The sequence below is a fragment of the Streptomyces liliiviolaceus genome, assembly GCF_018070025.1.
Classification (GTDB): domain Bacteria; phylum Actinomycetota; class Actinomycetes; order Streptomycetales; family Streptomycetaceae; genus Streptomyces; species Streptomyces liliiviolaceus.
This window is the reverse complement of the sequence record NZ_JAGPYQ010000002.1, coordinates 1,169,342-1,193,913: the sequence shown is the minus strand read 5'-3', so window position 1 is coordinate 1,193,913 and position 24,572 is coordinate 1,169,342. Positions and strand designations below refer to the sequence as shown.

General features: G+C 72.0%; 22 protein-coding genes. 8 read left to right on the top strand and 14 right to left on the bottom strand.

Going from position 1 to position 24,572, the window contains the following annotated elements; genetic code table 11:
- Positions 1–16: 16 nt before the first annotated feature.
- Positions 17–1,015 carry a magnesium/cobalt transporter CorA gene (gene corA, locus J8N05_RS40635; RefSeq protein WP_210892132.1) on the bottom strand — a complete coding sequence of 333 codons (999 nt, stop codon included), beginning with the start codon at positions 1,013–1,015 and terminating at the stop codon, positions 17–19.
- Positions 1,016–1,077: 62 nt separating this feature from the next.
- Here corA and J8N05_RS40630 point away from each other — a divergent pair, with 62 nt between their 5' ends.
- The 4 genes from J8N05_RS40630 (at position 1,078) to mshC (ending at position 4,611) form a co-directional block, all read left to right on the top strand.
- Positions 1,078–1,764: a histidine phosphatase family protein gene (locus tag J8N05_RS40630; RefSeq protein ID WP_210892130.1), complete on the top strand. Its 687-nt coding sequence runs from the start codon at positions 1,078–1,080 to the stop codon at positions 1,762–1,764.
- A gap of 103 nt (positions 1,765–1,867) precedes the next feature.
- Complete coding sequence (locus J8N05_RS40625; RefSeq protein WP_210892128.1) at positions 1,868–2,458, top strand: DUF3090 domain-containing protein; 591 nt, start codon at positions 1,868–1,870, stop codon at positions 2,456–2,458.
- Complete coding sequence (locus tag J8N05_RS40620; RefSeq protein WP_210892126.1) at positions 2,422–3,282, top strand: SCO1664 family protein; 861 nt, start codon at positions 2,422–2,424, stop codon at positions 3,280–3,282. Before J8N05_RS40625 ends, J8N05_RS40620 begins: the two co-directional genes overlap by 37 nt.
- 99 nt (positions 3,283–3,381) lie before the next feature.
- A complete protein-coding gene (mshC, locus tag J8N05_RS40615; RefSeq protein WP_210892124.1) occupies positions 3,382–4,611 on the top strand; it encodes a cysteine--1-D-myo-inosityl 2-amino-2-deoxy-alpha-D-glucopyranoside ligase in 1,230 nt (409 codons plus the stop codon).
- A 105-nt stretch (positions 4,612–4,716) separates the two neighbouring features.
- Here mshC and J8N05_RS40610 read toward each other — a convergent pair whose 3' ends face one another.
- Complete coding sequence (locus J8N05_RS40610) at positions 4,717–5,373, bottom strand: hypothetical protein (RefSeq protein ID WP_210892122.1); 657 nt, start codon at positions 5,371–5,373, stop codon at positions 4,717–4,719.
- A gap of 107 nt (positions 5,374–5,480) precedes the next feature.
- A complete protein-coding gene (locus J8N05_RS40605) occupies positions 5,481–7,229 on the bottom strand; it encodes a S8 family peptidase (protein WP_210892120.1) in 1,749 nt (582 codons plus the stop codon).
- A 354-nt stretch (positions 7,230–7,583) separates the two neighbouring features.
- Here J8N05_RS40605 and J8N05_RS40600 point away from each other — a divergent pair, with 354 nt between their 5' ends.
- Complete coding sequence (locus J8N05_RS40600; RefSeq protein WP_210892118.1) at positions 7,584–8,537, top strand: NHL repeat-containing protein; 954 nt, start codon at positions 7,584–7,586, stop codon at positions 8,535–8,537.
- 137 nt (positions 8,538–8,674) lie between these two features.
- On the opposite strand, the gene J8N05_RS40595 is transcribed toward J8N05_RS40600, so the two are convergent.
- The 8 genes from J8N05_RS40595 to J8N05_RS40560 form a co-directional block, all read right to left on the bottom strand.
- Complete coding sequence (locus J8N05_RS40595) at positions 8,675–9,727, bottom strand: PAC2 family protein (protein WP_210892116.1); 1,053 nt, start codon at positions 9,725–9,727, stop codon at positions 8,675–8,677.
- 163 nt (positions 9,728–9,890) lie between these two features.
- Positions 9,891–10,562 (bottom strand): FadR/GntR family transcriptional regulator, encoded by a 672-nt coding sequence (locus tag J8N05_RS40590; RefSeq protein ID WP_210892114.1) that lies wholly within the window; start codon positions 10,560–10,562, stop codon positions 9,891–9,893.
- Positions 10,563–10,656: 94 nt separating this feature from the next.
- A complete protein-coding gene (locus J8N05_RS40585) occupies positions 10,657–12,003 on the bottom strand; it encodes an amidohydrolase (protein ID WP_210892112.1) in 1,347 nt (448 codons plus the stop codon).
- Positions 12,000–12,773 carry a nucleoside phosphorylase gene (locus tag J8N05_RS40580; RefSeq protein ID WP_210892110.1) on the bottom strand — a complete coding sequence of 258 codons (774 nt, stop codon included), beginning with the start codon at positions 12,771–12,773 and terminating at the stop codon, positions 12,000–12,002. The genes J8N05_RS40585 and J8N05_RS40580 overlap by 4 nt, the downstream gene beginning before the upstream one ends.
- Positions 12,770–13,657 (bottom strand): ABC transporter permease, encoded by an 888-nt coding sequence (locus J8N05_RS40575; protein ID WP_210892108.1) that lies wholly within the window; start codon positions 13,655–13,657, stop codon positions 12,770–12,772. The genes J8N05_RS40580 and J8N05_RS40575 overlap by 4 nt, the downstream gene beginning before the upstream one ends.
- The gene (locus tag J8N05_RS40570; RefSeq protein ID WP_210892105.1) at positions 13,657–14,820 is read right to left on the bottom strand and encodes an ABC transporter permease; all 1,164 of its coding nucleotides are present in this window, start codon (positions 14,818–14,820) and stop codon (positions 13,657–13,659) included. Before J8N05_RS40570 ends, J8N05_RS40575 begins: the two co-directional genes overlap by 1 nt.
- A 1-nt stretch (position 14,821) precedes the next feature.
- The gene (locus J8N05_RS40565) at positions 14,822–16,417 is read right to left on the bottom strand and encodes an ABC transporter ATP-binding protein (RefSeq protein WP_210892103.1); all 1,596 of its coding nucleotides are present in this window, start codon (positions 16,415–16,417) and stop codon (positions 14,822–14,824) included.
- Positions 16,398–17,468 carry a BMP family ABC transporter substrate-binding protein gene (locus J8N05_RS40560; RefSeq protein ID WP_210892102.1) on the bottom strand — a complete coding sequence of 357 codons (1,071 nt, stop codon included), beginning with the start codon at positions 17,466–17,468 and terminating at the stop codon, positions 16,398–16,400. Before J8N05_RS40560 ends, J8N05_RS40565 begins: the two co-directional genes overlap by 20 nt.
- A gap of 331 nt (positions 17,469–17,799) precedes the next feature.
- Between J8N05_RS40560 and mtnA the strand changes: the two genes are divergently transcribed.
- Positions 17,800–18,831, top strand: a complete 1,032-nt coding sequence (gene mtnA, locus J8N05_RS40555; protein WP_210892100.1) for an S-methyl-5-thioribose-1-phosphate isomerase — start codon at positions 17,800–17,802, stop codon at positions 18,829–18,831.
- 492 nt (positions 18,832–19,323) lie between these two features.
- Here the strand turns inward: mtnA and mtnB are convergent, their stop codons facing one another.
- From mtnB to J8N05_RS40540, 3 genes are read right to left on the bottom strand one after another with little or no spacing between them, the layout of a single operon-like run.
- Positions 19,324–19,938: a methylthioribulose 1-phosphate dehydratase gene (mtnB, locus tag J8N05_RS40550; RefSeq protein WP_210892098.1), complete on the bottom strand. Its 615-nt coding sequence runs from the start codon at positions 19,936–19,938 to the stop codon at positions 19,324–19,326.
- Positions 19,935–20,690 (bottom strand): acireductone synthase, encoded by a 756-nt coding sequence (gene mtnC, locus J8N05_RS40545; protein WP_407700019.1) that lies wholly within the window; start codon positions 20,688–20,690, stop codon positions 19,935–19,937. The genes mtnB and mtnC overlap by 4 nt, the downstream gene beginning before the upstream one ends.
- 2 nt (positions 20,691–20,692) lie before the next feature.
- On the bottom strand, positions 20,693–21,292 hold the full coding sequence (locus tag J8N05_RS40540) for a 1,2-dihydroxy-3-keto-5-methylthiopentene dioxygenase (RefSeq protein ID WP_210892094.1): 600 nt from the start codon (positions 21,290–21,292) through the stop codon (positions 20,693–20,695).
- Positions 21,293–21,848: 556 nt separating this feature from the next.
- Between J8N05_RS40540 and J8N05_RS40535 the strand changes: the two genes are divergently transcribed.
- The gene (locus J8N05_RS40535) at positions 21,849–22,967 is read left to right on the top strand and encodes a substrate-binding domain-containing protein (RefSeq protein ID WP_247706886.1); all 1,119 of its coding nucleotides are present in this window, start codon (positions 21,849–21,851) and stop codon (positions 22,965–22,967) included.
- Entirely contained in the window at positions 22,954–24,540 is a 1,587-nt protein-coding gene (locus tag J8N05_RS40530; RefSeq protein WP_210892086.1) for a sugar ABC transporter ATP-binding protein, read from the top strand. Before J8N05_RS40535 ends, J8N05_RS40530 begins: the two co-directional genes overlap by 14 nt.
- Positions 24,541–24,572 lie beyond the last annotated feature (32 nt).

The window sequence follows — 24,572 nt, the reverse complement described above, 5'->3', positions numbered from 1 at the left end:
GCCCGGCCGCGACCCGCTACAGCCACCCCCGCCGCTTGAAGAGCCGGAACAGCAGCACCTCCAGGACCACCATGATCGCGATCACCGCCGGGTAGGCCCAGAGCCAGCGCAGCTCCGGCATGTGCTCGAAGTTCATGCCGTAGATCCCCGCGATCATCGTGGGGACCGCGGCCATGGCCGCCCACGAGGAGATCTTCCGCATGTCGTCGTTCTGCCGCACGCTCATCTGCGCCAGATGCGCCGACAGGACGTCCGAGACCAGCCGGTCCAGGGACTCCACCGACTCGTTGACCCGGGTCAGGTGGTCGTTGACGTCCCGGAAGAACGGGTGCGCCTTGTCGTCGACGAACGGCACCGCGGGGCCGACCACCCCGGCGCCCGCCAGACGGTTCAGTGGCACCGACAGCGGCCCGGTGGCCCGGCGGAACTCCTGGATCTGCCGCTTGAAGGTGTAGATCCGGGACGCGGTGTGCCGGGAACCGCCGTCGTCCGGCGAGAACACCTCCGCCTCCAGCTCCTCCAGGTCGGTCTGCAGCTCGGTCGCCACCTCCAGGTAGTGGTCGACGGTGGCGTCGGCGATCGCGTACAGCACCGCCGTCGGACCGAGGCGCAACATCTCCGGGTCCTTCTCCAGCCGGCCGCGCACCGACTTCAGGGGCGAGCCCTCGCCGTGCCGCACGGTCACCACGAAGCAGTCGCCCAGGAAGATCATCAGCTCGCCGGACGACACGGCGTCGCTGTCCGGCTCGTACGTCACCGGCTTGAGGACCGCGAACAGCGAGTCGTCGTAGACCTCCAGCTTGGGCCGCTGATGCGCCTTGAGGGCGTCCTCGACGGCCAGCTCGTGCAGCCCGAACTCGTCCGTGACGAGACCGAACTCCCGCTCCGTCGGCTCGTGCAGCCCTATCCACACGAAGGCGTTCCCGTAGGCACGTGCCGCGGCCAGCGCGTCGGACAGGTCCTCCGGGCCCTCCGTCCGGTGCCCGTCCCGGTAGATGGCGCAGTCCACGATCACAGAGCGAATTCTCCTGTCGCTGGTTCTCCGGCGCACCCGGTGGGGCGCCTACGCTGGGCCGCATGCCCACCTTGATCCTTGTCCGGCACGGACGCTCCACCGCCAACACCGCGGGACTCCTCGCCGGATGGACACCCGGCGTCGCCCTCGACGAGCGCGGCAGCGCGCAGGCGGCGGCCCTGCCCGGGCGCCTCGCGGACATCCCGCTCGCCGAAATAGTCAGCAGCCCCCTCCAGCGCTGCCAGGAGACGATCCAGCCGCTCCTCGACGCCCGTCCCGCCCTGACGGCCCACTCCGACGACCGCATCGGGGAGTGCCACTACGGAGACTGGTCCGGCCGCAAACTCGCCGAGCTGTCGGGCGAGCCGCTGATGGAGGTCGTCCAGGCACACCCCTCCGCCGCCGCGTTCCCCGGCGGTGAGTCCATGCGCGCGATGCAGACCCGCGCCGCCGCGGCGGTACGGGAGTGGAACGCGCGCGTGGAGCGCGATCACGGCGGCGACGCCGTCTATCTCATGTGCTCGCACGGCGACATCATCAAGTCGCTCGTGGCCGACGCACTCGGTCTTCATCTGGACCTCTTCCAGCGGATCTCCGTAGAACCGTGTTCCATCACCGCGATCCGTTACACACGACTGCGGCCATTTCTCCTACGGCTCGGGGACACCGGCGATCTCGCCTCCCTCGCGCCGCGCGAGGAGCCGTCCGGCGGCGACGCCGCGGTCGGGGGCGGTGCGGGCGCACCGTGATCGTCGGCCGCAGTAGGGTGATGCGGTCGAAGCAGCGCGGCAGTTGTCCGCGGCAGACGCAAGTGACGGCAGAAGCAGTCGATCGATCCAATGGAGACAGGACGTGTCCCGTCAGGTGTTCCTCTACGACCCGCCGGACCGTTTCGTAGCCGGTACGGTCGGGCTGCCAGGGCGCCGTACCTTCTTCCTGCAGGCCTCCTCCGGCCCCCGGGTGACCAGTGTCGCCCTGGAGAAGACGCAGGTCGCGGCGCTCGCCGAACGAATGGACGAGCTTCTCGACGAGGTCGTACGGCGCACCGGCGGCATCGCCCCCGTCCCCGTGCTGCCCCCGACGGCGGTCTCCGACACCGCCCCGCTCGACACGCCCGTCGAGGAGGAGTTCCGGGTCGGCACCATGGCCCTCGCCTGGGACGGCGACGAGCAGCGCATGATCGTCGAGGCCCAGGCGCTCGTGGAGCTGGACGCCGACTCCGAGGAGGACCTGGCCGCTGCCGAGGAGGAACTGCTCCAGGACGAGGAGAACGGGCCGCCGATGCTGCGCGTGCGCCTCACCGGCGCACAGGCCCGCGCCTTCGCCAAGCGCGCCCTCGAAGTCGTCAACGCGGGCCGGCCGCCCTGCCCGCTGTGCAGTCTCCCGCTCGACCCGGAAGGACACGTATGTCCGCGCCAGAACGGATACCGTCGCGAGGCGTGACCACGGCCGAACTGCTCACCGAGGGCGAGCTGACCGTCCGCGGCCGCATCCGGGAGGCCTCGAACGCGGTACTGCTGTGCGACGTGTCGTACGAGGGACGCGAGGCGACCTGCGTCTACAAGCCGGTCGCCGGCGAGCGCCCGCTGTGGGACTTCCCCGACGGCACCCTCGCCCAGCGTGAGGTCGCGGCCTACGAGGTGTCCGAGGCCACCGGCTGGGGGCTCGTCCCGACCACCGTGCTGCGCGAAGGACCGTACGGCCGGGGCATGTGCCAGCTGTGGATCGAGCCGCCGGACGACGAACCGGAGGACGGCCACGGCGACGCAGGCCAGGTCATCGAGGGAGGCGCCGGGCTGCTCGCGCTCGTCGACGCCGAGGAGCCCGGTGAGGGCTGGAAGGCCATCGGCCTCGCCGAGGTCGGCGAGGGGCGCACCGCCCTGCTCGTGCACGCCGACGACGAACGGCTGCGCCGGCTCGCCGTCCTCGACGCGGTGATCAACAACGCGGACCGCAAGGGCGGGCATCTGCTGCCCACCTCCGGGGGACGGCTGTACGGAATCGACCACGGCGTGACGTTCAACGCCGAGAACAAGCTGCGGACGCTGTTGTGGGGCTGGGCGGGGGAGAAGCTCACCCCTGAGGCCGTCGAGGCCCTGGAACGGCTCAGGGACGCCCTGGGAGGGCCGCTGGGCGTACGGCTGGGGGAACTGATCACCGAGGCGGAACTGGACGCCACACGCGCCCGTGTGGCCGATCTGCTCGCCTCCGGACGGCATCCCGGGCCCTCGGGGGAGTGGCCCGCGATCCCTTGGCCACCCGTATAGCCCGGACGCACACTTCGAGGCCACGCGCAAGAACGCCTGTCCGGCCATCTGCCCTGGTCCGGTTCGTATACGGAACATCCGTCCGGTTAGGCTCAAGGTATGCATGCCTGGCCCGCTTCCGAGGTCCCCGCCCTGCCCGGCAAGGGCCGCGACCTCAGGATCCACGACACCGCGACCGGTGGTCCTGTGACCCTCGACCCCGGTCCCGTCGCCCGTATCTATGTCTGCGGCATCACTCCGTACGACGCGACCCACATCGGTCACGCGGCGACCTACAACGCGTTCGACCTCGTACAGCGCGTGTGGCTCGACACCAAGCGGCAGGTTCACTACGTCCAGAACGTGACGGACGTCGACGACCCTCTGCTGGAGCGCGCCGCGCGGGACAACGTCGACTGGGTCTCCCTCGCCGAGCAGGAGACGACCCTCTTCCGCGAGGACATGACCGCCCTGCGGATGCTGCCCCCGAGGCACTACGTCGGCGCGGTCGAGGCCATACCCGGGATCGTCCCGCTGGTCGAACGGCTGCGGGACTCCGGTGCCGCCTACGAACTGGAAGGTGACGTCTACTTCTCCGTGGAGGCCGATCCGCACTTCGGCGGGGTGGCCAACCTCGACGCGGCGGCCATGCGGCTGCTGTCCGCCGAGCGCGGCGGCGACCCGGACCGTCCGGGCAAGAAGAACCCGCTCGACCCGATGCTGTGGATGGCGGCCCGCGAGGGCGAGCCCAGCTGGGACGGCGGTTCGCTCGGGCAGGGACGGCCCGGCTGGCACATCGAGTGCGTCGCGATCGCGCTCGACCACCTGGGAATGGGCTTCGACGTCCAGGGCGGCGGCTCCGACCTCGCCTTCCCGCACCACGAGATGGGCGCCTCCCACGCACAGGCACTGACCGGCGAGTTCCCCATGGCCAAGGCGTACGTGCACGCCGGCATGGTCGCGCTCGACGGCGAGAAGATGTCCAAGTCCAAGGGCAACCTCGTCTTCGTGTCCACGCTCCGCCGCGAGGGCGTCGACCCGGCGGCCATCCGGCTCGCCCTGCTCTCGCACCACTACCGGGCCGACTGGGAGTGGACCGACCAGGTGCTGCGGGACGCCGTCGCGCGCCTGGAGCGCTGGCGGGCCGCCGTGTCGCGGCCCGACGGACCGCCGGCCGAGGCGCTCGTCGACGAGATCCGCGAGGCCCTCGCGAACGACCTGGACGCGCCCTCGGCCCTCGCGGCCGTCGACCGCTGGGCCGCCCTCCAGGAGGAGCGCGGCGGTACGGACGAGGGCGCCCCCGGCGTCGTCTCCCGCGCCGTGGACGCCCTGATGGGTGTGGCCCTCTAGGCCCTGTCGCGCACGACGCCGGGCGCCGGACGGGTCCTCGCCCGTCCGGCGCCCTCTGTGCGCTCCACCGCGCGTCAGGCGTGCGGTGGTCCGTCCGTCAGGCCGCTACTTGTTCACGATCACGGCCTGGATGGTGTTCGTCGAGGAGTCGTAGATCCCGATGACCTGCTGGCCGAAGGCGAAGGCCTCCTGGACCTCGTCGTGCGTCACCTGGTTCGGGTTGACCAGCGGACGCCAGGCCTGGTTGATGTACAGGTAGAGGATCGACGGCTGGCCCGGCAGCGGGGTGACGACGTCCCAGAAGTGCTCGGCGACACCGCTCGTCAGCGCGGCGGCCTCGACGGCGCTGCGCATGACCAGCGGCTGGCCCTGCTGTTGCTGCTGCTGCCCGCCGAGTTGCTGGAGCAGCTGCTGGAACGGCTGCTGCTGGCCCAGCTGCTGGAGCTGCTGCTGCAGATGCTGGGGAACCTGCTGGCCCATGCCCTGTTGGCCCATGCCCTGCTGGCCGAAGGGCTGCTGCTGCCCGTACCCCTGCTGCTGGCCGAACGGCTGCTGCTGCCCGTAGCCCTGCTGCTGCCCGAACGGCTGCTGCTGGCCGAACTGCTGGGGCCCGAACTGCTGCTGGCCGTAGCCCTGCTGCTGTCCCTGCTGCGGGGGAGCCGTGCTCGGGCCCTGCTGCTGGCCCTGCTGGCCGAACCCCTGCTGGCCGTAGCCCTGCTGTCCCTGTTGGCCCTGCTGGCTCATCTGCGGGGTGGTGCTCATGCGGGTGCCACCTTCCCTCAATGGTTGGGCGATGGTTGGGCGTTGCTGGGTGATGGTGGGTCGTGGAGACCGCTCATCGGACGTGGCCCGATGGCCGGTCGGTCGGGTCAGCCCGTGACGACCAGGCCGACGATCTCGTCGTCCGAGAACCAGACCCGTACGTCGGGCCTGCCACCGGCGAAGGCGGCCTGCACCGACTGGCGGATCTCGGGAGACGGGTTGTGCAGGCTCCGCCAGCCGCCGGCCACGTAGAGCCGGAGCCTGGGCGGGAGTTCACGCGGATAGGGCACCAGTTCGTCCCAGTACCGTTCGGCCTGGCCCGAACCGACCGCCCCCGGCAGCAGATGGGCCACCGCCGCCTTGATGTCCGGCCGGCTGCCGATCCGCTGCGACGCGGGCCGGCCCGGCGCGTCCTGCTGCGGGGACCCGGTCGCCCGCAGCACCTTGCGCGCCTTCTCCGGGGTCATCGACTCCTGACCGGCCGCCCTGAGCATGCCCTGCAGCGCGGCCAGGGCGCCGACCACCACCGGGGAGGCGGAGGACGTCCCGGAGAAGGTGTCCGTGAACCAGGCGATCTCCTCGGCGCCGCCCTGCAGATCGCCGGGCCGGTCCCAGAAGCCGCCGGTCGTGGTGACCTCGCGGCCCCACCCCTGCGCGTCCACCCGCGCCCCGTAGTTGGAGAACGCCAGTCGCGAGCGGTCCGGGCCGTGGTCGCGGCCGTGGGTGCCGGGCGGCGGGGCGCCCGCGCCGACCAGGATCGCGCCGGAGGACTGGTGGGACGGGTTGAAGGGGTTGCGCCACCACTCGGGGAATTCGTCGGGGCGGCGTTCGTACACGGCGTCGTCCAGCGACTCGCCGCCGTTGCCGGCGGCCTCCACCACGATGATGCCGCGGGCGGTCGCGTACCGGATGGCCGCGAAGTCGTCGGGCCACCACTCGACGGGGGTGTAACCGCGCTGGTCGTCGCGCTGCTGGTAGTCGAACCGCGGTCCCGGGCGGTGCAGTTCGATCAGGATGATGTCGCCGGGGCCGAGCCGGTCGGCCGCCGCGTGGATCGCCGCCGCCGTGCCGATGCCGTGGAAGGAGGCGGCCGCGGTCACGCTGTCCGGCGCGATGCCGGTGATCCCGTACTCGTTGCGGTCGCCGCCGATCACCCCGATCACGGCGGTCCCGTGATTGCGCCAGGCCAGGTCCTGGATCGGGGTGCCCACGACGACGCCCGCGAGCTTCGCCGCGAGGTCCTCGTGGCCCAGCTGCCAGGCTCCCTCCACGTCGATCACGGTGACGCCCTGGCCGGACCCGCCGGGCCGCTGCCAGGCCCAGTACGCGTCCACGCCCTCGGGTGCGGGGCGCAGATAGCCCTGACGGCTGGTGAAGTCGGGTGTGACGGGGGCGCCCTCCTTGTGGCGCCTGGTCTCGTCGGCGCTCTGGCCGACGGAGCCCACGGAGGCCGGTACGGCGGCCGGTTTCACGTACGCCGTGGCGATCTCCGGCAGCGCGGCGATCCGTGAACGCAGTTCCTGGGCCCGTTCCTCGCCGCCCCGTACCCGGTAGAACAGGCCGAGGTCGGGCAGTGTCTCGGCGCCGTCGGCCGGTGGCGGGGCCGCCGACCGGAGCCGCTCCTCGCTGCCGAACAGCGGCTCAAGGGCGAGCTGTTCGTCACTGAGGAACATGGTGAGTGCCGACACATCGGCGCCGGCCGCCGAACGGACCCCCTGGGCCCCGGCGCGCAGTCGGGGCTCGGGCCGAGCGACGACGATCAGCTCCTGCTCGGCTCCCCGGTAGTTGAATCCCGCTCCGTCGGGCCCCGGTCCGGACGCTCCCGGGCCCTGCTCCGGCTGTACCTGGTCGGTCATCGCGTGCCGCTCCCTTCGGTCCGTGCAGGTGCTCAAGTGGTCGGTGTCGCCGTCCAGTTGTCGTTCGCCTTGTGGTCCGCCCCGTCGTTCGCGGGCGAACTGTTTCGGTGCTGTTTCCTCCGGTTGTGTCCTCCGGGCACACCCTGCTCCTCCCGGGCCGACTCGTCCACCCCCGAGTTCGCCAACTGCGTTTGACAACAAGTTGAATTGGGTAACGTGTGCAATTCGTCTGGAAACCGATGTCACGCCACAATCCGGCCAAAGGCTGCGGAGACGGATGTCATGTGATGGGGTGACAGCGTCTGTTGACCGCAGGGCCGACAGCGCGTCGGCCCCCTCGTGGAAGGACGCACCGTGGCACTCGCAGACCGTTCCTTCGCACGTCGAAGACTCCTCACCACGGCCGCCGCCGTCGGCGGCGCGACACTCCTGGGCGGCACGGCGCACGCGGCCGAAAGGCGGGAGAAGGCCTGGCCCGATCGCTTTCCGCTGCCGGCCGGCTTCCAGCCGGAGGGCATCGCCATCGGCTCGGCCCCGTACGCGTACTTCGGATCGCTCGCCGACGGCTCCCTCTACCGCGCGAGCCTCGCCACCGGGCGGGGCTCCGTCATCAGCCGGGGCCCCGGCGCCGGACACCCCAGCGTGGGCCTGAAGATCGACGGGCACGGCCGGCTGTTCGTCAGCGGCGGGGCCGGCGGCGATCTGCGGACCGTCGACTCCCGCACGGGCAGGATCGAGAGGACGTACGCCGTCGGCGGCTCGTTCGTGAACGACGTGATCCTCACCCCGCGCGCGGCCTGGTTCACCGACTCGTTCGCGCCCCGGCTCTACCGGCTGGCCCTCGACGGGCACGGGCGGCCCGGAGCGGTCACCACCGTGCCGCTGAGCGGCGACTGGCAGCAGGGCCCGGACTTCACCGCCAACGGCATCGAGCGCACCCCGGACGGCGGCGCGCTCATGGTCGTGAACGTCTTCGTCGGCGGCGGCACGCTCATGCGGGTGGACCCGGCCACCGGAGCCGCGAGCGCCGTCGACCTCGGCGGCGCCCTGCTGCCCAACGGGGACGGCCTGTTGCTCCTCGGCAGGACCCTGTACGTCGTTCAGCAGCAGCAGAACGCCATCGACGTGTTCCGGCTGAACGCCGCCGGGACGAAGGGGAGGGCCCTCACCCGGATCACCGACCCGCGCTTCCGCATCCCGACCACGGCCGCCGCGTGGGGCGACCGCCTGTACCTCCCGAACGCACGCTTCGACGTCGAACCGACGCCGGACACGGACTACGACGCGGTGGCGGTGTCCCAGGTGTGACGCCTGAACCCTGACGCCTGACGCCCGGCACCCGCCGCCCGACGCCCGACGTGCAGCGCCCGGCGCCCGGCGCCCGGCGTGCGAAAGGGCGGTGCGCCCGCAGCGCACCGCCCTTTCGTTCGCGTCGGCTCGTCCGGTCAGTCCTCCGACGACTCCGGCGGCTCCTTCGAGTCCCCGGAGCCCGTGGTGCCCGGCGCCTCCCCGTCGGAGTCGGAGCCGGGAGTGTCCTCGGTCGTCTCCGGCCGCTGCGGGCGGAGCGGCTTCGGACGGCCGCCCGGGGTGTCCCGGAGGTACGTGCCGGGGTCGCCGCTCTCCGTGGCATGGCTGCCCGGCGCCGCGCCCGGCCCGCTCCCGTCCCGTCTGCGCAGATAGCGCTCGAACTCACGGGCGATCGCCTCGCCCGACGCCTCCGGCAGCTCGGCGGTGTCCCGGGCCTCCTCCAGCGTCTGCACGTACTCCGCGACCTCGCTGTCCTCCGCGGCCAGCTGGTCCACGCCCACCTGCCAGGCCCGGGCGTCCTCGGGCAGCTCGCCCAGCGGGATCCGCAGGTCGATCAGGTCCTCCAGGCGGTTCAGCAGGGCCAGCGTCGCCTTCGGGTTCGGGGGCTGCGACACGTAGTGCGGCACGGCCGCCCACAGCGACACCGCCGGTACACCCGCGTGCGTGCACGCCTCCTGGAGGATGCCGACGATGCCCGTGGGGCCCTCGTACTTGGTCTCCTCCAGATCCATCGTGCGGGCCAGGTCCGGGTCGGAGGTGACCCCGCTGACCGGCACCGGACGCGTGTGCGGGGTGTCACCCAGCAGTGCGCCGAGGATCACCACCAGCTCCACGCCCAGCTCATGGGCGAAGCCGAGCAGCTCGTTGCAGAAGGAGCGCCAGCGCATGGACGGTTCGATGCCCCGCACCAGCACCAGGTCCCGCGGTTTGTCGCCGCCCACCCGGACCACTGACAACCTTGTCGTCGGCCACGTGATCTTGCGTACCCCGCCGTCCAGCCACACCGTGGGCCGGTTGACCTGGAAGTCGTAGTAGTCCTCGGCGTCGAGCGCCGCGAACACCTCGCCCTTCCACTCGCTGTCCAGATGCGCGACCGCGGTGGAGGCGGCGTCGCCGGCGTCGTTCCAGCCCTCGAACGCGGCCACCATGACCGGGTCGACCAGCTCGGGAACCCCGTCGAGCTCGATCACTCAGCGCCTCCTTCCGACGTACCCTCACGTACGCCCCAACCTTACGGCTTGCACACAGGGCGTCCGCAGCCCCCTCGCATGGGGGAGTGCCGGATCACTGCCCCGTTCAACGCCTCCGAACACCCCACGGTCATCCGAGCTGTCGGGATCCTCGCGGCATCCCTCACAGCGTCGAGCGCAGCCACTGCTCCACGCTCGCGATGTGCACGGTCGCCCACGAGCGGGCCGCCTCCGCGTCCCGGTCGCGCAGGGCGCCGAGGATCGCGCGGTGTTCGTGCAGGGTGCGGCTGACCGCGTCCTCCTGGGTCAGGCCCCGCCAGATCCGGGCCCGGGTGGTGGGTCCCGAGAGACCGTCGAGGAGGGAGCAGAGCACGGAGTTGCCCGAGCTCTGCACGATGCCCCGGTGGAACTCCAGGTCGCAGGCCACCAGTTCCTCCACCGAGGGCCCGGAACCCAGAGCGTCCAACTGCGCGGTCAGCGCGTCCAACTGCTGCTCGCTGATCCGCTGCGCCGCCATCGCCGTCGCGGCCGGCTCCAGGATGCGGCGTACCGCGAGGAACTCCAGGACCGTGTCGTCGCGGTGGAAGTCCACGACGAAACTCAGCGCCTCCAGCAGGAGCTGCGGATCGAGGCTTGTGACGTACGTGCCGTCGCCCTGCCGCACGTCCAGGATGCGGATCAGGGAGAGGGCGCGCACCGCCTCGCGCAGGGAGTTGCGGGACAGCCCCAGATCGGCGGCGAGCTCGGTCTCCTTCGGCAGCCGGTCGCCGGGGCGCAGCGCACCGGAGACGATCATTCCCTTGATCTTCTCGATCGCCTCGTCGGTGACTGCCACGGCAGGCCTCCCCGTCACTCAGGCTGTCACTCGGACACCCGATGACTTGCATCCGTCTTGCATCCGTCTTACATCCGATGTCTCATTATGCGGCTCACGCGAGGTCGGACCGTGACACGAGAGCCGCCAGCTCCGCGAGCGCCGCGCCCTCGTCGAGCGTGGTGAGCGTACGGCCGCGCATCAGGACCCGGCCGTCGACGACCGTGTCCCGTACGTCGTCGGCGCGGGCCGCGTACGCGAGCGTCGACCAGGGGTCGTGGCGGGGCGCCAGATGCGGGCCGGCCAGGTCCAGGACGATCAGGTCGGCACGCTTGCCGGCCTCCAGCGAACCCAGTCGGGCGTCCAGTCCCAGCGCGCGGGCGCCCTCGATCGTGGCCATCCGGACGGCCTGCTCGGCGCCGACGGCCGTGGGGTCCCCGCCGGCCTTGTGCACCAGGGCGGCCAGGCCCAGCGCGCGCAGGACGTCCAGGGTGTTGGAGCTGACCGCGCCGTCCGTGCCGAGGCCGACCGTCACGCCCGCGCTCAGCAACCGCGGGACGGGGGCGATGCCGCAGCCCAGCTTGAGGTTGGACACCGGACAGTGCGCGACCGACGTGCCGGTACGGGCCAGCGCGGCGATCTCGGCTCCGGTGAGGTCCACGGTGTGGGCCAGCAGCAGATCGGGGCCGAGCAGTCCGAGCGAGTCGAGCAGTTCGACCGGCCGCTTCCCGTGCCGGACCTCGACGGTGGCGACCTCGGTGGCGTTCTCCGCCGCGTGGATGTGCAGCAGCGCGCCGAACTCCCGTGCCAGCGCCGCGATCTCGGTCAGCTGCTCGGGGGAGAGGGTGTAGGCGGAGTGCGCGAACAGGACAGGACGCGTACCGGGCCGCGCCGTACGGCCCGCCAGGTCGCGCCGGGCCCAGGCCAGCCGGTCCTCGTACGCGATGCCGTCGGCCGGGTCCGGTACGTCCATGAAGGTCGGGCCCGTGTGCAGCCGCCAGCCCGCCTCGTGTGCGACCCGCTCGGCGGCCTCGTGGAACCAGTACATGTCGAGCGCCGAGGTCACCCCGGCCCGTACGCTCTCCGCGATCGCGACCCGGATCGCCGTCGCGACGTTCTCCGGCGACAGCAGCTCGCTCTCCCAGCGGATCACCCGCTCCAGGAACCCTTGCAGCGTCACGTCGTCGGCGCGGCCGCGCAGCAGCGTCATCGCCAGATGGGTGTGCGCGTTGACCAGGCCGGGCAGCACGAGACAGCCGCTCGCGTCGAGGGTCTCGGCGTCGGCGTACCGCGCGCGCAGTTCCCCGGCCGGGCCGACCTCGACGATCTCGCCGTCGCGGACGGCCACGGCCCCGTCGGGCACGATCGTGCCGGCCTCGTCGACGGTCAGCACGTCACCGCCGTGCACGAGGAGGTCCGCGGTGGCGGCGGCGGTCGCGGGGCGTGGGGAGGGGACGGTCACAGCGCGCGCTCCTCGGCCTCGGCCAGCAGACGCAGGGCTTCCAGCGCGACCACCGAGCCGCGCTCCACACCCGTCGCGACGACCTCGCGGTGCGGGTTGTAGCCGCCGGTACCGGCCTCGTCGACCAGCTCGTCGGCGTTCGCGCCGTCGATCACCAGCACCCCGCCCGCGGTCAGCCCGCGCAGGGAGGCCGTCACATACAGCGCGGACAGCTCCATCTCGATGGCCGCGAGACCCGCCCCGTCGTACGAGAACAGGGGTATCAGCCCAGGCTGGAACGCGGCCCGCGTCCACACCAGGCCGCGGTGGTGCGGAGCGCCCTGCTCACGTGCCGCCAACTGGAGCGCGAGCACCGCCTCCGGGGTGGCCACCGCCGGATACTCGGGCGGCAGCAACTGCTGGGTCACCCCGTCGTCGCGCACCGCCGCCTCCGCGATGACCAGGTCGCCGTCCTGGATGCCGGGCCGCATCGCACCCGCCGTACCGAACCGCACAAAGGTGGACACGCCCGCGTCCGCCAGCTCCTGGAAGAGCAGGATCGCACCCGGCGCACCCACCCCGTGTGAGGCGACGACCACCGGCACACCCTTCCAAGTCCCCCTGAAAGCACGGTATTCGCGGTGGTACGACACCTCCTCGGCGCCGTCCAGCAGCGCGGCGACGATCGCGGCGCGCGCCGGATCGCCGACGACGACGGCCCGCGCGGGCAGCCCGGTGCGGGGTATGCGGGTGATGGGGGCCAGGTCCTGCGGGGCCTGTTCCTGCGTCATGAGGTGACTCCAGTCGTACTCGTGGTCATGCGGGTACGGGCGGCGCGGCGGCGGCGCTGCGCCGTACTGAGGAAGAGGGCGACGAGCGTGACGACGTACGGGGCGGCGTCGGTGGCCTGCTGCGGCATGCCGAGGCCCTGCAGCCGGAAGCCCGCGGCCTCGGCGAGACCGAAGAGTAGTGCGGCGAGCAGCACACCGAGCGGCAGGGCGCGGCCGAGCATGACGGCCACGACCGCGATCCAGCCACGGCCCGCCGTCATGTTCTCGGAGAACAACGTGACGTTGCCGAGGGCGAGTTGGGCCCCGGCCAGTCCGCACAGCACACCGGACAGCAGCACGGCCGCGTACTTGTAGCGCGTCGGGCTCACCCCGAGCGTGGCGGCGGCCCGAGGCGCCTCGCCGACCCCGCGCAGCCGCAGCCCCCACACATGGCGGGACAGCAGCAGCGCGGTCACCCCGACCGCCGCCCACGCCAGATACGCGAGCGGCGAGAAACCGCCGATCAGCGGCAGCCCGGCCAGTGACGGATCGTCGAAAGTGCCCTGCACGCCGAAGATCGTACGCAGCAGGAAACCGGTCAGGCCCACGGCCAGGAGGTTCATGGCGATGCCGAGCACCACCGCGTCACCGCGCAGGGTGACCGCGCCGACGGCGAGGATCAGCGAGTACGCGGCGGAGGCCAGCGCGGCGGCCAGCACACCGAGCCAGGGGCTGCCGGTGAACCAGCTGGTCGTGACGGCCGTGAAGCAGCCCATCAGCATCATGCCCTCAAGGCCGATGTTGAAGACGCCCGCCCGCTCGCACAGGGCGCCGCCGAGCGCGGCCAGCAGGATCGGCGTGAGCGCGCGCAGCGCCGACATGAGGAGATCGGAGTCGAAGAACATCAGGCGAACTCCCCCTGGGAGGCAGGTTCCTTGACGGTCGGCGCCGGGTCGGCGGGCTCCCGGGGTTCCTGGGACTTTCGGCGCCGCAGCCGCGGGAAGCGCAGCCGTGCCGCGAGGAACACGATGACGATGGCCTGCAGCACCTGTGTCAGCTCGCGCGGCACCTCGGTCGTGCGCTCCATGGACAGTCCGCCGACCTGGAGGACGGCGAAGAAGAACGCCGCCACGACCGTTCCCAGCGGGGCCGCCGCGGCGAGCAGCGCCGCGGTGAGGCCCGTCCAGGTGTAGCCGGGAGCGGTCAGCGATCCGTCGAGGAAGCGGTAGGGGAAGCTCAGCACGCCGATCGAGCCGACCAGCCCGGCCAGCGCACCCGAGGTCGCCACCAGCCGGAGCGTGAGCCCCTTGCGCTCCACGCCCGCGTAGGCGGCGAAGCGCGCGTTGAGGCCGGTCATCCGGATCTCGTACCCGACGGCCGTGCGCCGGTCCGCGAACCAGTACGCGCCCGCCGCCACGACGACCAGTACCAGTCCGGCCGTCACGGTCGACGTGCCGAAGGCGGGCAGCGCCACACCCTCCGGGAGGCGCCGCGTCTGGGGCAGGCTGGAGCCCGGCTCCTTCAGCGGATAGCGCACCAGATAGGAGGCGAGCGAGGTCGCCGGGTAGCTGAGCAGCAGGCTGCTCACCAGCAGCGGCACCCCGAACCGGTTCTCGCACAGCGCGGCCAGCGCGGCGTACGCGGCGCCCGCCAGGACCCCGGCGAGCAGCGCCGCGACGACGGTGAGCGGCGCCGGCAGCGGCGAGTACAGGCCGGTGACGGCGGCGGCGATCCCGCCGAGCACCATCTGCCCGTCGCCGCCCAGGTTGATGAGCCCGGCGCGCAGCGGGATCGCCAGCGCCAGGGCCATGCCCAGCACACTCGTGCCGGTGGTGAGCGTCGACCCGATCCCGTCGGCCCCCAGCGAGCCGGTGACGACCGCCCCGTACGCGGCGAACGGATCGGCGCCGGTGCCCACCAGGAACAGGGCGCCGATGACGAGCCCGGCGACGACCGAGAAGGTGACGGGGGAGCGCAGCGCCGCCTTGATACGGGCCGCCTTGATACGGGGCGCCCCCTTGTCACGGGCCGTTCCCTTGTCACGAGTCGGGTCCGGGGCCGAGGCCATGTCAGTCTCCGTCCGGGTCGGGAGTGTCGGCCGGGGGCGCGGAGGTGCCGCCCGCCATGGCGAGGCCCAGCGTCGCCTCGTCCGCGTCCGACCTGTCGTAGGAGGCCGTCACCCGGCCCTCGTACATCACCAGGATCCGGTCGGCGAGGCCGCGGATCTCGCTCAGTTCGGCGGAGACGAGGAGGACGGCGTGGCCCGCGTCGCGGTAGGCGATCAGCTCGTCGTGGATGGCCTGGATCGCGCCGATGTCCACGCCGCGCGTGGGCTGTTCGACCAGCAGCAGCGGTGCGCCGTGGGCCAGTTCGCGGCCGATCAGCAGCTTCTGCAGGTTGCCGCCGGACAGCGCGGAGGCGGCCACGTCGGGTGTGGACGCCTTGATGCCGAAGCGGTCGACGAGTTCGCGCGCGTGGGAGCGCACCGCCGCGGGCGGCAGCAGGCCGTGCCGTGAGGACAGCGAGGTGCGGTGGTGGCCCATCGCGAGGTTGTCCGCGACGGACGCCGCGGGCGCGGTGCCGACCGCGTGCCGGTCCTCCGGAACGTAGGCGAGGCCCTTCGCGCGCCGCTCGGTGGCCGAGGCATGCGTGATGTCCTCGCCCCGCAGCCCGACCCGCCCGGCGGTGGCGGGCCGCAGCCCGGCGAGCGCCTCGACCAGTTCGCTCTGGCCGTTGCCCGCGACCCCCGCGATCCCGACGATCTCCCCGGCCCGCACGGACAGTCCGACGTCGTGCGCGCCCGCCGTGCTCAGCCCGTCGACGGCCAGCACCACGTCACCGGGCGTGCCCGCCGGGTGGACGCGGTCCAGTTCGACATCGCGGCCGGTCATCGCCGCCGCGATCCCGGCGCCGCTCGTGTCGGCCGTCCGCAGCCGGGCGACGACCCGGCCGTCCCGCAGCACCGTGACGTTGTCGCTGCCCTCCAGCACCTCACGCAGCTTGTGGGTGACAAGGATCACCGTCCGGCCGCGTGCCGTCAGCGACCTGAGCACCACGAACAGCGCGTCGGCCTCGGCGGGCGTCAGCACCGCCGTCGGCTCGTCGAGGATGAGCGTACGGGCGCCGCGGTGCAGCAGTTTCAGGATCTCCACGCGCTGGCGCAGCCCCACCGGCAGGTCCCCGACCCGGGCGTCCGGATCGACGACGAGACCGTGCTCGGCGCCCAGTTCACGGACCCGGCGACGGGCCGCGGCCCGGTCCACCAGACCAAAACGGCGCGGCTCGGCCCGGTAGACGACGTTCTCGGCGACCGTCAGCGAGTCGAACAGCTTGAAACTCTGGTGGACCATGCCGAGCCCGGCGGCCATCGCCGCGCCCGGGCTCCCGAAGGACACCTCGGCGCCGTCGATGCGGATCGACCCCGCGTCCGGCCGCTCCATCCCGTACAGGACGGACATCAGCGTCGACTTGCCCGCGCCGTTCTCGCCCATCAGCGCGTGGATCTCCCCGCGCCGGACCGTCAGATCGACCGCGTCGTTGGCGAGGGTGCCGGGGAAACGCTTGGTGATGCCGCGCAGTTCGACGGCGGGCGGCAGCCCGGCGGCGGGCGCCGGCGCCGCGGCGCCGACGCCCGCCGCCGGTATGTCACTTGGCGGCCGGGTCATCGACCGTCAGCTCTCCGGACACGATCTGGTCGCGCAGCGCCTCGACCTTCTTCAGCACGTCCTTGTGGTCGGCGATCACGCACTTCGAGGAATCCACATCGTCCTCAAGGCCGGTCAGGCTGATGCCGCCCTCCTTGAGGCCGTACGAGACGGTCTTGCCCGCCTTGCCGGCCAGGACCTGCTCGATGCCCTCCTGCACGGCGACGTCGGTCTTCTTGATCACGTTGTCGACGACGGTGCCGGGAGCGGACGTGCACTGGTTGACGTCCACGCCGTACGCGTACGCCTTCTTCGCCTCGGCCGCCTCGAAGACGCCGTAGTTGCCGGCCGCGGCCGCCGCCATGATCTGGTCGGTGCCCTTGGCGAGCAGCGAGTTCGCCTGCTCCTTGGCGCGCGCCGAGTCGTCGAACGGCGACTGCCCGCCGACGAAGCGGGTGCTCGCGGACGCCTTCGGGGCGACCTTCTCCGCGCCAGCCGCGAACGGGTCGCTGTAGCGCCGGAACTGGCCGGTGTCGAGCACGACGACCGCGCCGACCTTGCCGTTCTTGCTGAGCAGCCCGGCCTCCGCGCCCGCCAGATAGACACCCTCGTGCTCGCGGAAGACCGCACAGCTCACGTTCGCGAACGTCTTCTCGGTGCAGGCGTCGACCATCAGGAACTGCTGCTTCGGGTGCGCCTCGGCCTGCTGCGCGACCACGTCGGCGAACTCGAAGCCGACCAGCACGACGACGTCGGGCGCCGCGGCGACCGCGGCCTGCACGTTCTGCTGCTGCGAGGCGCTGTCGGTGGACTGGTAGACCTTCTGCGTCCCGTCGTGCGCCTTCGCCGCCGCCTTCACCCCGTCGACCGCCAGCTTCAGGAACTGGTTCTGGCCCACCGCGTCCGGCGTCACCAGCGTGAAGGACGTGCCGTCACCCTTGGCGCCGGCCGAGGAACCGTCGTCCTTCGCGGCGGCGTTGCAGCCGGTCGCGGCGACGGCCAGCAGCACGCTGCCGGAAGCGACGGCGGCGAGCCGCAGCGAGCGGGGTCTACGGGTACGGGTACGAGGCATGGGACCGGCCTTCCGTGAAGGTGCGTGCGGCGGTGCGCGCTCAAGCACAAACGCTGAGAGGTGAGGTGGAACCAGGGGTGGCACGGGGGAACACCGGAACGGGAGCCGGTGTCTCGGCGGTCAGCGTCGACAGCCGTCGCTTGCACAGCGGCCGTGGTCGAGGAAGCGGCGCGTCGTCAGCAGCACACGTCCTCCAACACATCGGCCCTCAGGGCTGCGGGTGCTGGACTGTAACACCGGTTTCCGGACACCCGCTCATCTGTCTCGAACTGTGGTTCTTCGAGGTCATGTACGGTGTCGCGCATCTTCGGAACTTCAGGAGTGCCCCGCTATGCCCCAGGAACTGCGCGCTGTCGACTGGACCGGAAACAGCCTCGCGCTCATCGACCAGACCGTCCTCCCGCAGCGCACCGAGACCCGCCACATCCGTGACGTGGACGACCTGGTGGACGCGATCCGGCGGCTCGTCGTCCGCGGGGCGCCCGCGATCGGGGCGGCCGGGGCGTACGGGGTGGCGCTCGCGATGCTCCAGGGGGAGCGTGAAGGCTGGTCCCGGGACCAGGTCCTCACGGCCGTCGCGCGCGTCCGCGAAGCCCGGCCCACCGCGGTCAACCTGATGGTGTGCGTCGACCGGGTGCTGACCCGCTTCGACGACGGACTCGACGCGGTGCTCGCGGAGGCGGCGGCCGTCCAGCGTGAGGACGTGGCGGCGAACCGGGCGATGGGCGCGTTCGGGGCGGACTGGCTGCTGAAGCGCGTCGACGTGGACCGGCCGCTGCGCGTGCTGACCCACTGCAACACCGGGGCGCTCGCCACCGCCGGGTGGGGCACGGCGCTCGGCGTCATCCGCGAACTGCACGCCAGGGGAGCCCTTGAGGTGGTGTACGCCGACGAGACGCGCCCTCTGCTGCAGGGCTCGCGCCTCACCGCCTGGGAACTGGTCCAGGAGGGCATCCCGCACTTCGTCCAGGCGGACGGGGCGGCGGCCGGGACGATCCTGCGCGGCGAGGTGGACGCGGCGATCGTCGGGGCCGACCGGATCGCGGCGAACGGGGACACGGCGAACAAGGTCGGCACGGTGGGGGTCGCACTGGCGTGCGCCGACGCGGGGGTGCCGTTCCTGGTGGCCGCGCCCACGACGACCGTCGATGTGGCGACGGCCACGGGTGCCGACATCCACATCGAACTGCGGGATGAGTCCGAGGTCCTGGAATGGTCGGGCATCCGCACGGCCCCGACCGGCTCCCGCGGCCACAACCCGGCGTTCGATGTCACGCCCGGCCGCCTGGTGACCGGGCTCGTCACGGAGCGGGGCGTACTGGAGGTCTCGGCGGGGGAGTTGCCGGGAGACCGGCTGCGTTAGAGGGGGGTTCGATCTCGCCTGCGGCCCGGTGGGGGCCGTTCGCGCAGTTCCCCGCGCCCCTTACGGGGTGTTGGCTCGGGTTCGGCTTTTGGCCGCGGGCCGGTGGGGGCGTGCCGCGCAGTTCCCCGCGCCCCTCAAAAGCGGGGCTGCGCCCCGGCTTTTGCCCTCAAGCGGCGACACCCCGCGCGCCCCCAAAGGGGCGCGGGGAACTGCGCGCTCAGCCCCCACACACCCGCAGCGGACCTACAACAACCAGTGCCCCATGAGCGCCGCAGGCTGACGCACACACCAGCGCCCCAAAGGGGCGCGGGGAACTGCGCGGCCAACCCCCACGCACCGGCACCCCTCGAACGACCCCGGTCATGAAGGGGCGCGGGGAACTGCGCGGCCAACCCCCACGCACCCGCACCCGTCGAACGGCCTCGGTCATGAAGGGGCGCGGGGAACTGCGCGGCCAACCCCCACCGGGCCGCAGCCGAATAAAGGCCCCCCTCAGCGGCGCGTACCCGTGAGTTCCAGTTCCAGCAGCCACTCCACCACCTCCGTGTGATGCCGCGCCTGCCGAGGCGAGTCACCCCACACGTACAGACCGTGGCCCGCCACGACAACCGCCGGCATCCGAGAATCCCGCGCGGCCTCCAGCCGGTCCCCGAGCACCGTCATGTCCTGACTGTTCGCGATGACGGGCAGCGTGACCTCCACGTCGTGCGCCGGCACCCCGACCCCCTTCAGCATCTCCAGATCCGACAGCACGATCCCGCCCGGCGACCGCCGCCCCAGCGCGACGGAAGCCACCGTGTGCACGTGCACGACCGCACCCGCACCGGTCAGCGCGGCCACCCGCGCATGCAGCGCCGCCTCGGCGGACGGCTTGCCGCCGCTCACAGCGGACCCCTGCCCGTCGACCAGCACGACATCCGCCGGCGTCAGTTCACCCTTGTCGTGACCGCTCGCGGTGACCGCGAGCCGCAGCGGGTCGCGGGAGAGCACCACGGACAGGTTCCCGGAGGTGCCACGCATCCAGCCGAACGACGCGAAGCGCGCGGACTCGGCGGCGAGGACGGCCCCGGCCTCCTCCAGATCGGTCGTGCTGACGTCCGCGCTCACGTGGTGCTCCCTGAAGTACTGGCGCCGGCGCCGCCACCGGTGCCGCCGATGATCTCGATCTCGTCGAACGAACCCGCCTGCGCGTGGTCACCGACGCCCTGCTCGTAGTACGGCTCCCCGACCCGCCTGATCCCCACGGCGTGCCACCCCGCGGCCCGCGCCGCGTCCAGCTCGCCCGGCCGGTCGGAGAGGAAGAGGAGGCGCCCGGCCCGCGTACCGGTCGCCGCGGCGATCCGCCGGTACGACTCCGGTTCCTGCTTCGGCCCCGCGTTCTCCGTGTCGTACAGCCCGTCGACGAGCGGCAGCAGATCACCGTCCGGGCTGCTCGCGAACCACGCGCGCTGCGCGGCCACGGACCCGGACGAGTACACGTGCAGCCGTACGCCCGCCGAGTGCCACCGCCGCAGCACCGGCACCACGTCGTCGTAGAAGTGCGAGACGAGGTCGCCCCGGGCGAACCCCTCGGACCAGATGAGGCCCTGAAGGGTCTTCAGCGGGGTCGCCTTCACATCCCCGTCGAGCCACTCGTTCAGAGCCTTCTCGACCCGTACGGGGTCGGCGTCCGGTTCGCCCAGCAGCTCACGCACCTGGGCGACCGCCCGCCGCACCTCCGGATCGTCGCCGCGCTCCGCCAGCAGCGCTCCGAAACGGGAGCGCGAGTACGGGTAGAGCACGTCGACGACGAAGCCCGTGGCGCTCGTGGTGCCCTCGATGTCGAGCACCACGGCGTCCACGTCGAACGACGGTCGCAGGCTCACGCCGCGGCCCGGTCCTGCTCGTACCCCGCCGCGATGGTGTCGTAGTCGGGGAAGCGGCCGGCGATGGTGGAACCGGTGAAGCTGCCGATCCAGCCGTCCTCCTCGTGGAAGAACCGGATCGCGGTGAACGCCGGCGAGGTCCCCATGTCGAACCAGTGCGTCGTGCCGCGCGGTACGCCCAGCAGGTCGCCCTTCTCGCAGAACACGGCGTGCACCTCGCCGCCGACGTGGAGGTAGAAGATCCCGGAGCCCGCGACGAAGAACCGGACCTCGTCATCGTCGTCGTGCGTGTGCTCCTGGAGGAACTTCTCCCGTGCGGCCTTCGCCTTCGCGGGGAACTCCGGGTCGTCGCTGGGGTGAAGCCCGAGGACGTCGACCGTGGTGAAGCCCTCCTCGGCGTTCAGCTTGTCGATCTCCCGGCCGTACGCGGCGAAGACGGTCTCGGTGTCGGCGTCCGCGGGGACGTCCTCGCGGATCGGCCACTGCTCGTAGCGCACCCCGAGCGGGGCGAGCGCGGCGGCGATCTCGGCGGGCTCGGAGGTGCGGCGCACCGTCGTCTCGGGCCCGGACTCGGGCCACGTGGTCAGCAGGGTCATGAGAGCAACTCCAGGAGTGGGAAGGGACGGTGGAGGGCGGTGGGCGTCCGTCCGGCCGTCCGGATACTGGACAGGCAGCCGGACGGTCCGATCGCGGGCGCCCCGGGCCGCGCGGCGGGCGGCGGCTCGAACAGGGATCCCGACGTCGGGATCCGGACCCGTGATCAGCCGCGACACGCCGCGCCGGTACAGCGGTGTGTCGCTGTCGCGCCTGGTGTCGCCATCGGAGACCTCGCTGTCCCGGGTCGGGTGCCGGTCCCGAGATCGTAACTCCCGACCGGCGGTCGGCCGAGTGTGACGAAGTTGTTGTCTCAACCACTGAGAATGCGGTCCCAAAACTTTGACGACTGGCTGAAAACGTTCTCATGATCTGCGTATGAAGACGCTGCTGCTCGTGCGGCGGCTGTACGTGGACTTGCTCCGGTCGACCACAGCCCGCTGTCGCTGACCCGCCCCCGGCCATGGCCTGAACAGGCCCCCGCCCGGCGCTCCGGACCGGCACCCCGCACTCCGCATGCCCTCTTCTCTCCTTCCCCGCACCGCTCCTGGAGCCGTCATGCCCCGTACCCGTACCCGCCTGCCCCGTACGCGTCTGCCGTTCGCCGCGCTCTCCCTGGCCTCCGCCTCCGCCCTCCTGGTCGCCGGCTGCTCGCAGTCGTCGGACGCCTCGGAGAAGACCGCCGACAGCGCCGCCCCGGCCGCGACCGCCACCGGGAAGAAGCCCGCGCCGTTCAGCGAGGGCAAGGTCAAGGTCGCGCTGGTCCGGCAGAGCGGCGCCGGCGACTACTTCGAGCAGTGGGGCAACGGGGCCAAGGCCCAGGCCAAGGCCCTCGGTATCGACCTGACGGTGTACGACGCCCAGGCGGACAACGCCAAGCAGGCCACCGACCTCTCCTCGGCCATCAACTCCGGGGCGAAGACGATCATCGTCGACCACGGCTTCCCCGCCACGATCCAGCCGGAGATCGACAAGGCGGTGAAGAAGGGCATCAAGGTCGTCGTCTACGACGTGGAGACCACGAACAAGTCGGTCGTCAGCACCAAGCAGGACGACGCCAGCATGGCCCAGGCCGTCCTCGACGTGATGGCCGACGAACTCGGCGAGGACGCCAAGGTCGGCTACGTCAACGTCGCCGGATACGCGGCCCTCGACAAGCGGGACAGCGTCTGGAAGAAGACGGCCGACGCCAACGGCTGGAAGCAGGCGTTCAAGGTCGGCAAGGTCACCGACTCCACGGCCACCGACAACGTGCCCCTGGTCAGCGCCGCGCTCACCCAGCACTCGGATGTGGCGGGCGTCTTCGCCCCCTACGACGAACTCGCCAAGGGCACCGTCCTCGCCGTCCAGAACAAGAAGCTCCAGGACAAGGTGAAGGTCTTCGGCGCGGACGTCTCCAACGCCGACATCCAGAACATGACCGCCAAGGACAGCCCCTGGGTGGCCACCGCGGGCACGGACCCTTCGGCGGTCGGCGCCGCCGTCGTGCGGACCGCGGCCCTGGAACTGGCCGGGCAGCTGAACGAGACCTCGGTCGAGTTCCCCGCCGTCGCGATCACCCAGTCCTTCCTGAAGAGCAAGAACATTGCGAACATGGACCAGCTGCGCGAGGCGCTGCCCGCGCTGAACCTCGCCAAGGTCAGCACGGCCGACTGGATCCCCAATGTCGCCCACTGACACCGGCACCCCTGGGCCCGCCGCGTCGGGCCCGTCCGCCGCGGTGAGCCTGCGCGGCGTCGGTATGGCCTTCGGCGGGAAGACGGTCCTGGAGTCCGTCTCGCTGGACATCGCACCCGGCAGCGTCGTCGCGCTGCTCGGCGCCAACGGCGCGGGCAAGTCCACCCTGATCAAGATCCTCTCCGGGGTGCACACCGACCACAGCGGACAGGTCGAGGTGAACGGCGGGAGCGCCGCGCTCCAGTCCCCGCTCGCCGCCCGCCAGTTGGGCATCCAGACCGTGCACCAGCGCATCGGCGAGGGGATCGTCCCCGGCCTCACCGTCGCCGAGAATCTCGTCTTCGAGGAACTGGCCCAGCGCCGCGGCAACCCGTTCCTCGACGGACGCAGGCTGCTGGCCCGCGCCCGCCAGATCCAGTCGGCGCTCGACCTCGGCTGGAGCGACCAGGTCCTCAAGCGGGACGTCACCGAACTCGGCATCTCCGACCGGCAGCTGCTCATCCTGGCCCGCGCCCTCGCGACGAGCCCCCGCCTCCTCGTCCTCGACGAACCGACCTCCGCGCTCTCCGCCGCCGAGGCCGAGCGCCTGTTCGCACTCGTCGAGCGGATGCGGGACGACGGCATCGCCGTCCTGTACGTCTCCCACCGCCTCGGCGAGATCGACGCACTCGCGGACCGGTTGGTCGTCCTGCGGGACGGCCGTCTCACCGAGGACCAGGCCAAGCCCTTCGACTGGGACCGCGCCCTGCGCGCCATGCTCGCCCAGGCCCAGGGCGCGGGGACGGCCCGCCCGGCGGACGCCAAGCAGGCCCCGGGCGCCGATGCGGGCACAGGCACCGGCTCCGGTGAGATCGCCGTCTCGCTCAAGGGCGTACCGCTGCTCCCCGGCCGCACCCCGCAGGACCTCGACCTCCGGGCGGGTGAAGTCACCGGCGTGGTCGGGCTGCTGGGCGCGGGCAAGACCGAACTGGCCCGCGGCCTCTTCGGCGCAGAACCGTTCCCGACCGGAACCGTCGAACTGGACGGCGAGCCGTACGCGCCCCGCCGCCCCGCCGACGCGATCCGCCGTGGTGTGCACCTCGTCCCCGAGGACCGGCACGCCGACGCCCTGGTCCCCGGCTGGTCCCTGGCGCAGAACGTCTCCCTGCCGTTCCTCCGCTCCCTCTCCACGGCCGGGCTGGTGAACCGGCGCAGGGAGAACGCCCTCGGCCGCGACACCGTCGAACAGCTCGGCGTCGTCGCCCGCGACGAGCACAGCACGGTCGAGGAGCTGTCCGGCGGCAACCAGCAGAAGGTCGTCGTCGGCCGCTGGCTCGCCGAAAAACCCCGTGTCCTCATCCTGGACGAGCCGTTCCGAGGCGTGGACATCGGCGCCCGCCGCGACATCGGCCGCCGCGCCCGCGCGCTGGCCGCCGAGGGCGCCGCCGTCCTCGTCCTGTCCGCCGACGTGGACGAGGTCCTGGAGGTCGCCGACCGGGTCGTCGTCCTCGCCGCGGGAGAGATCCACCTCGACGCGTACGGCGAGGACGCGGAGCGCGACCGCGTCATCCGGACCATCTCGGCGTCCGTCTGATGCCGGCCACTCACGAACCCACACCGGAACCA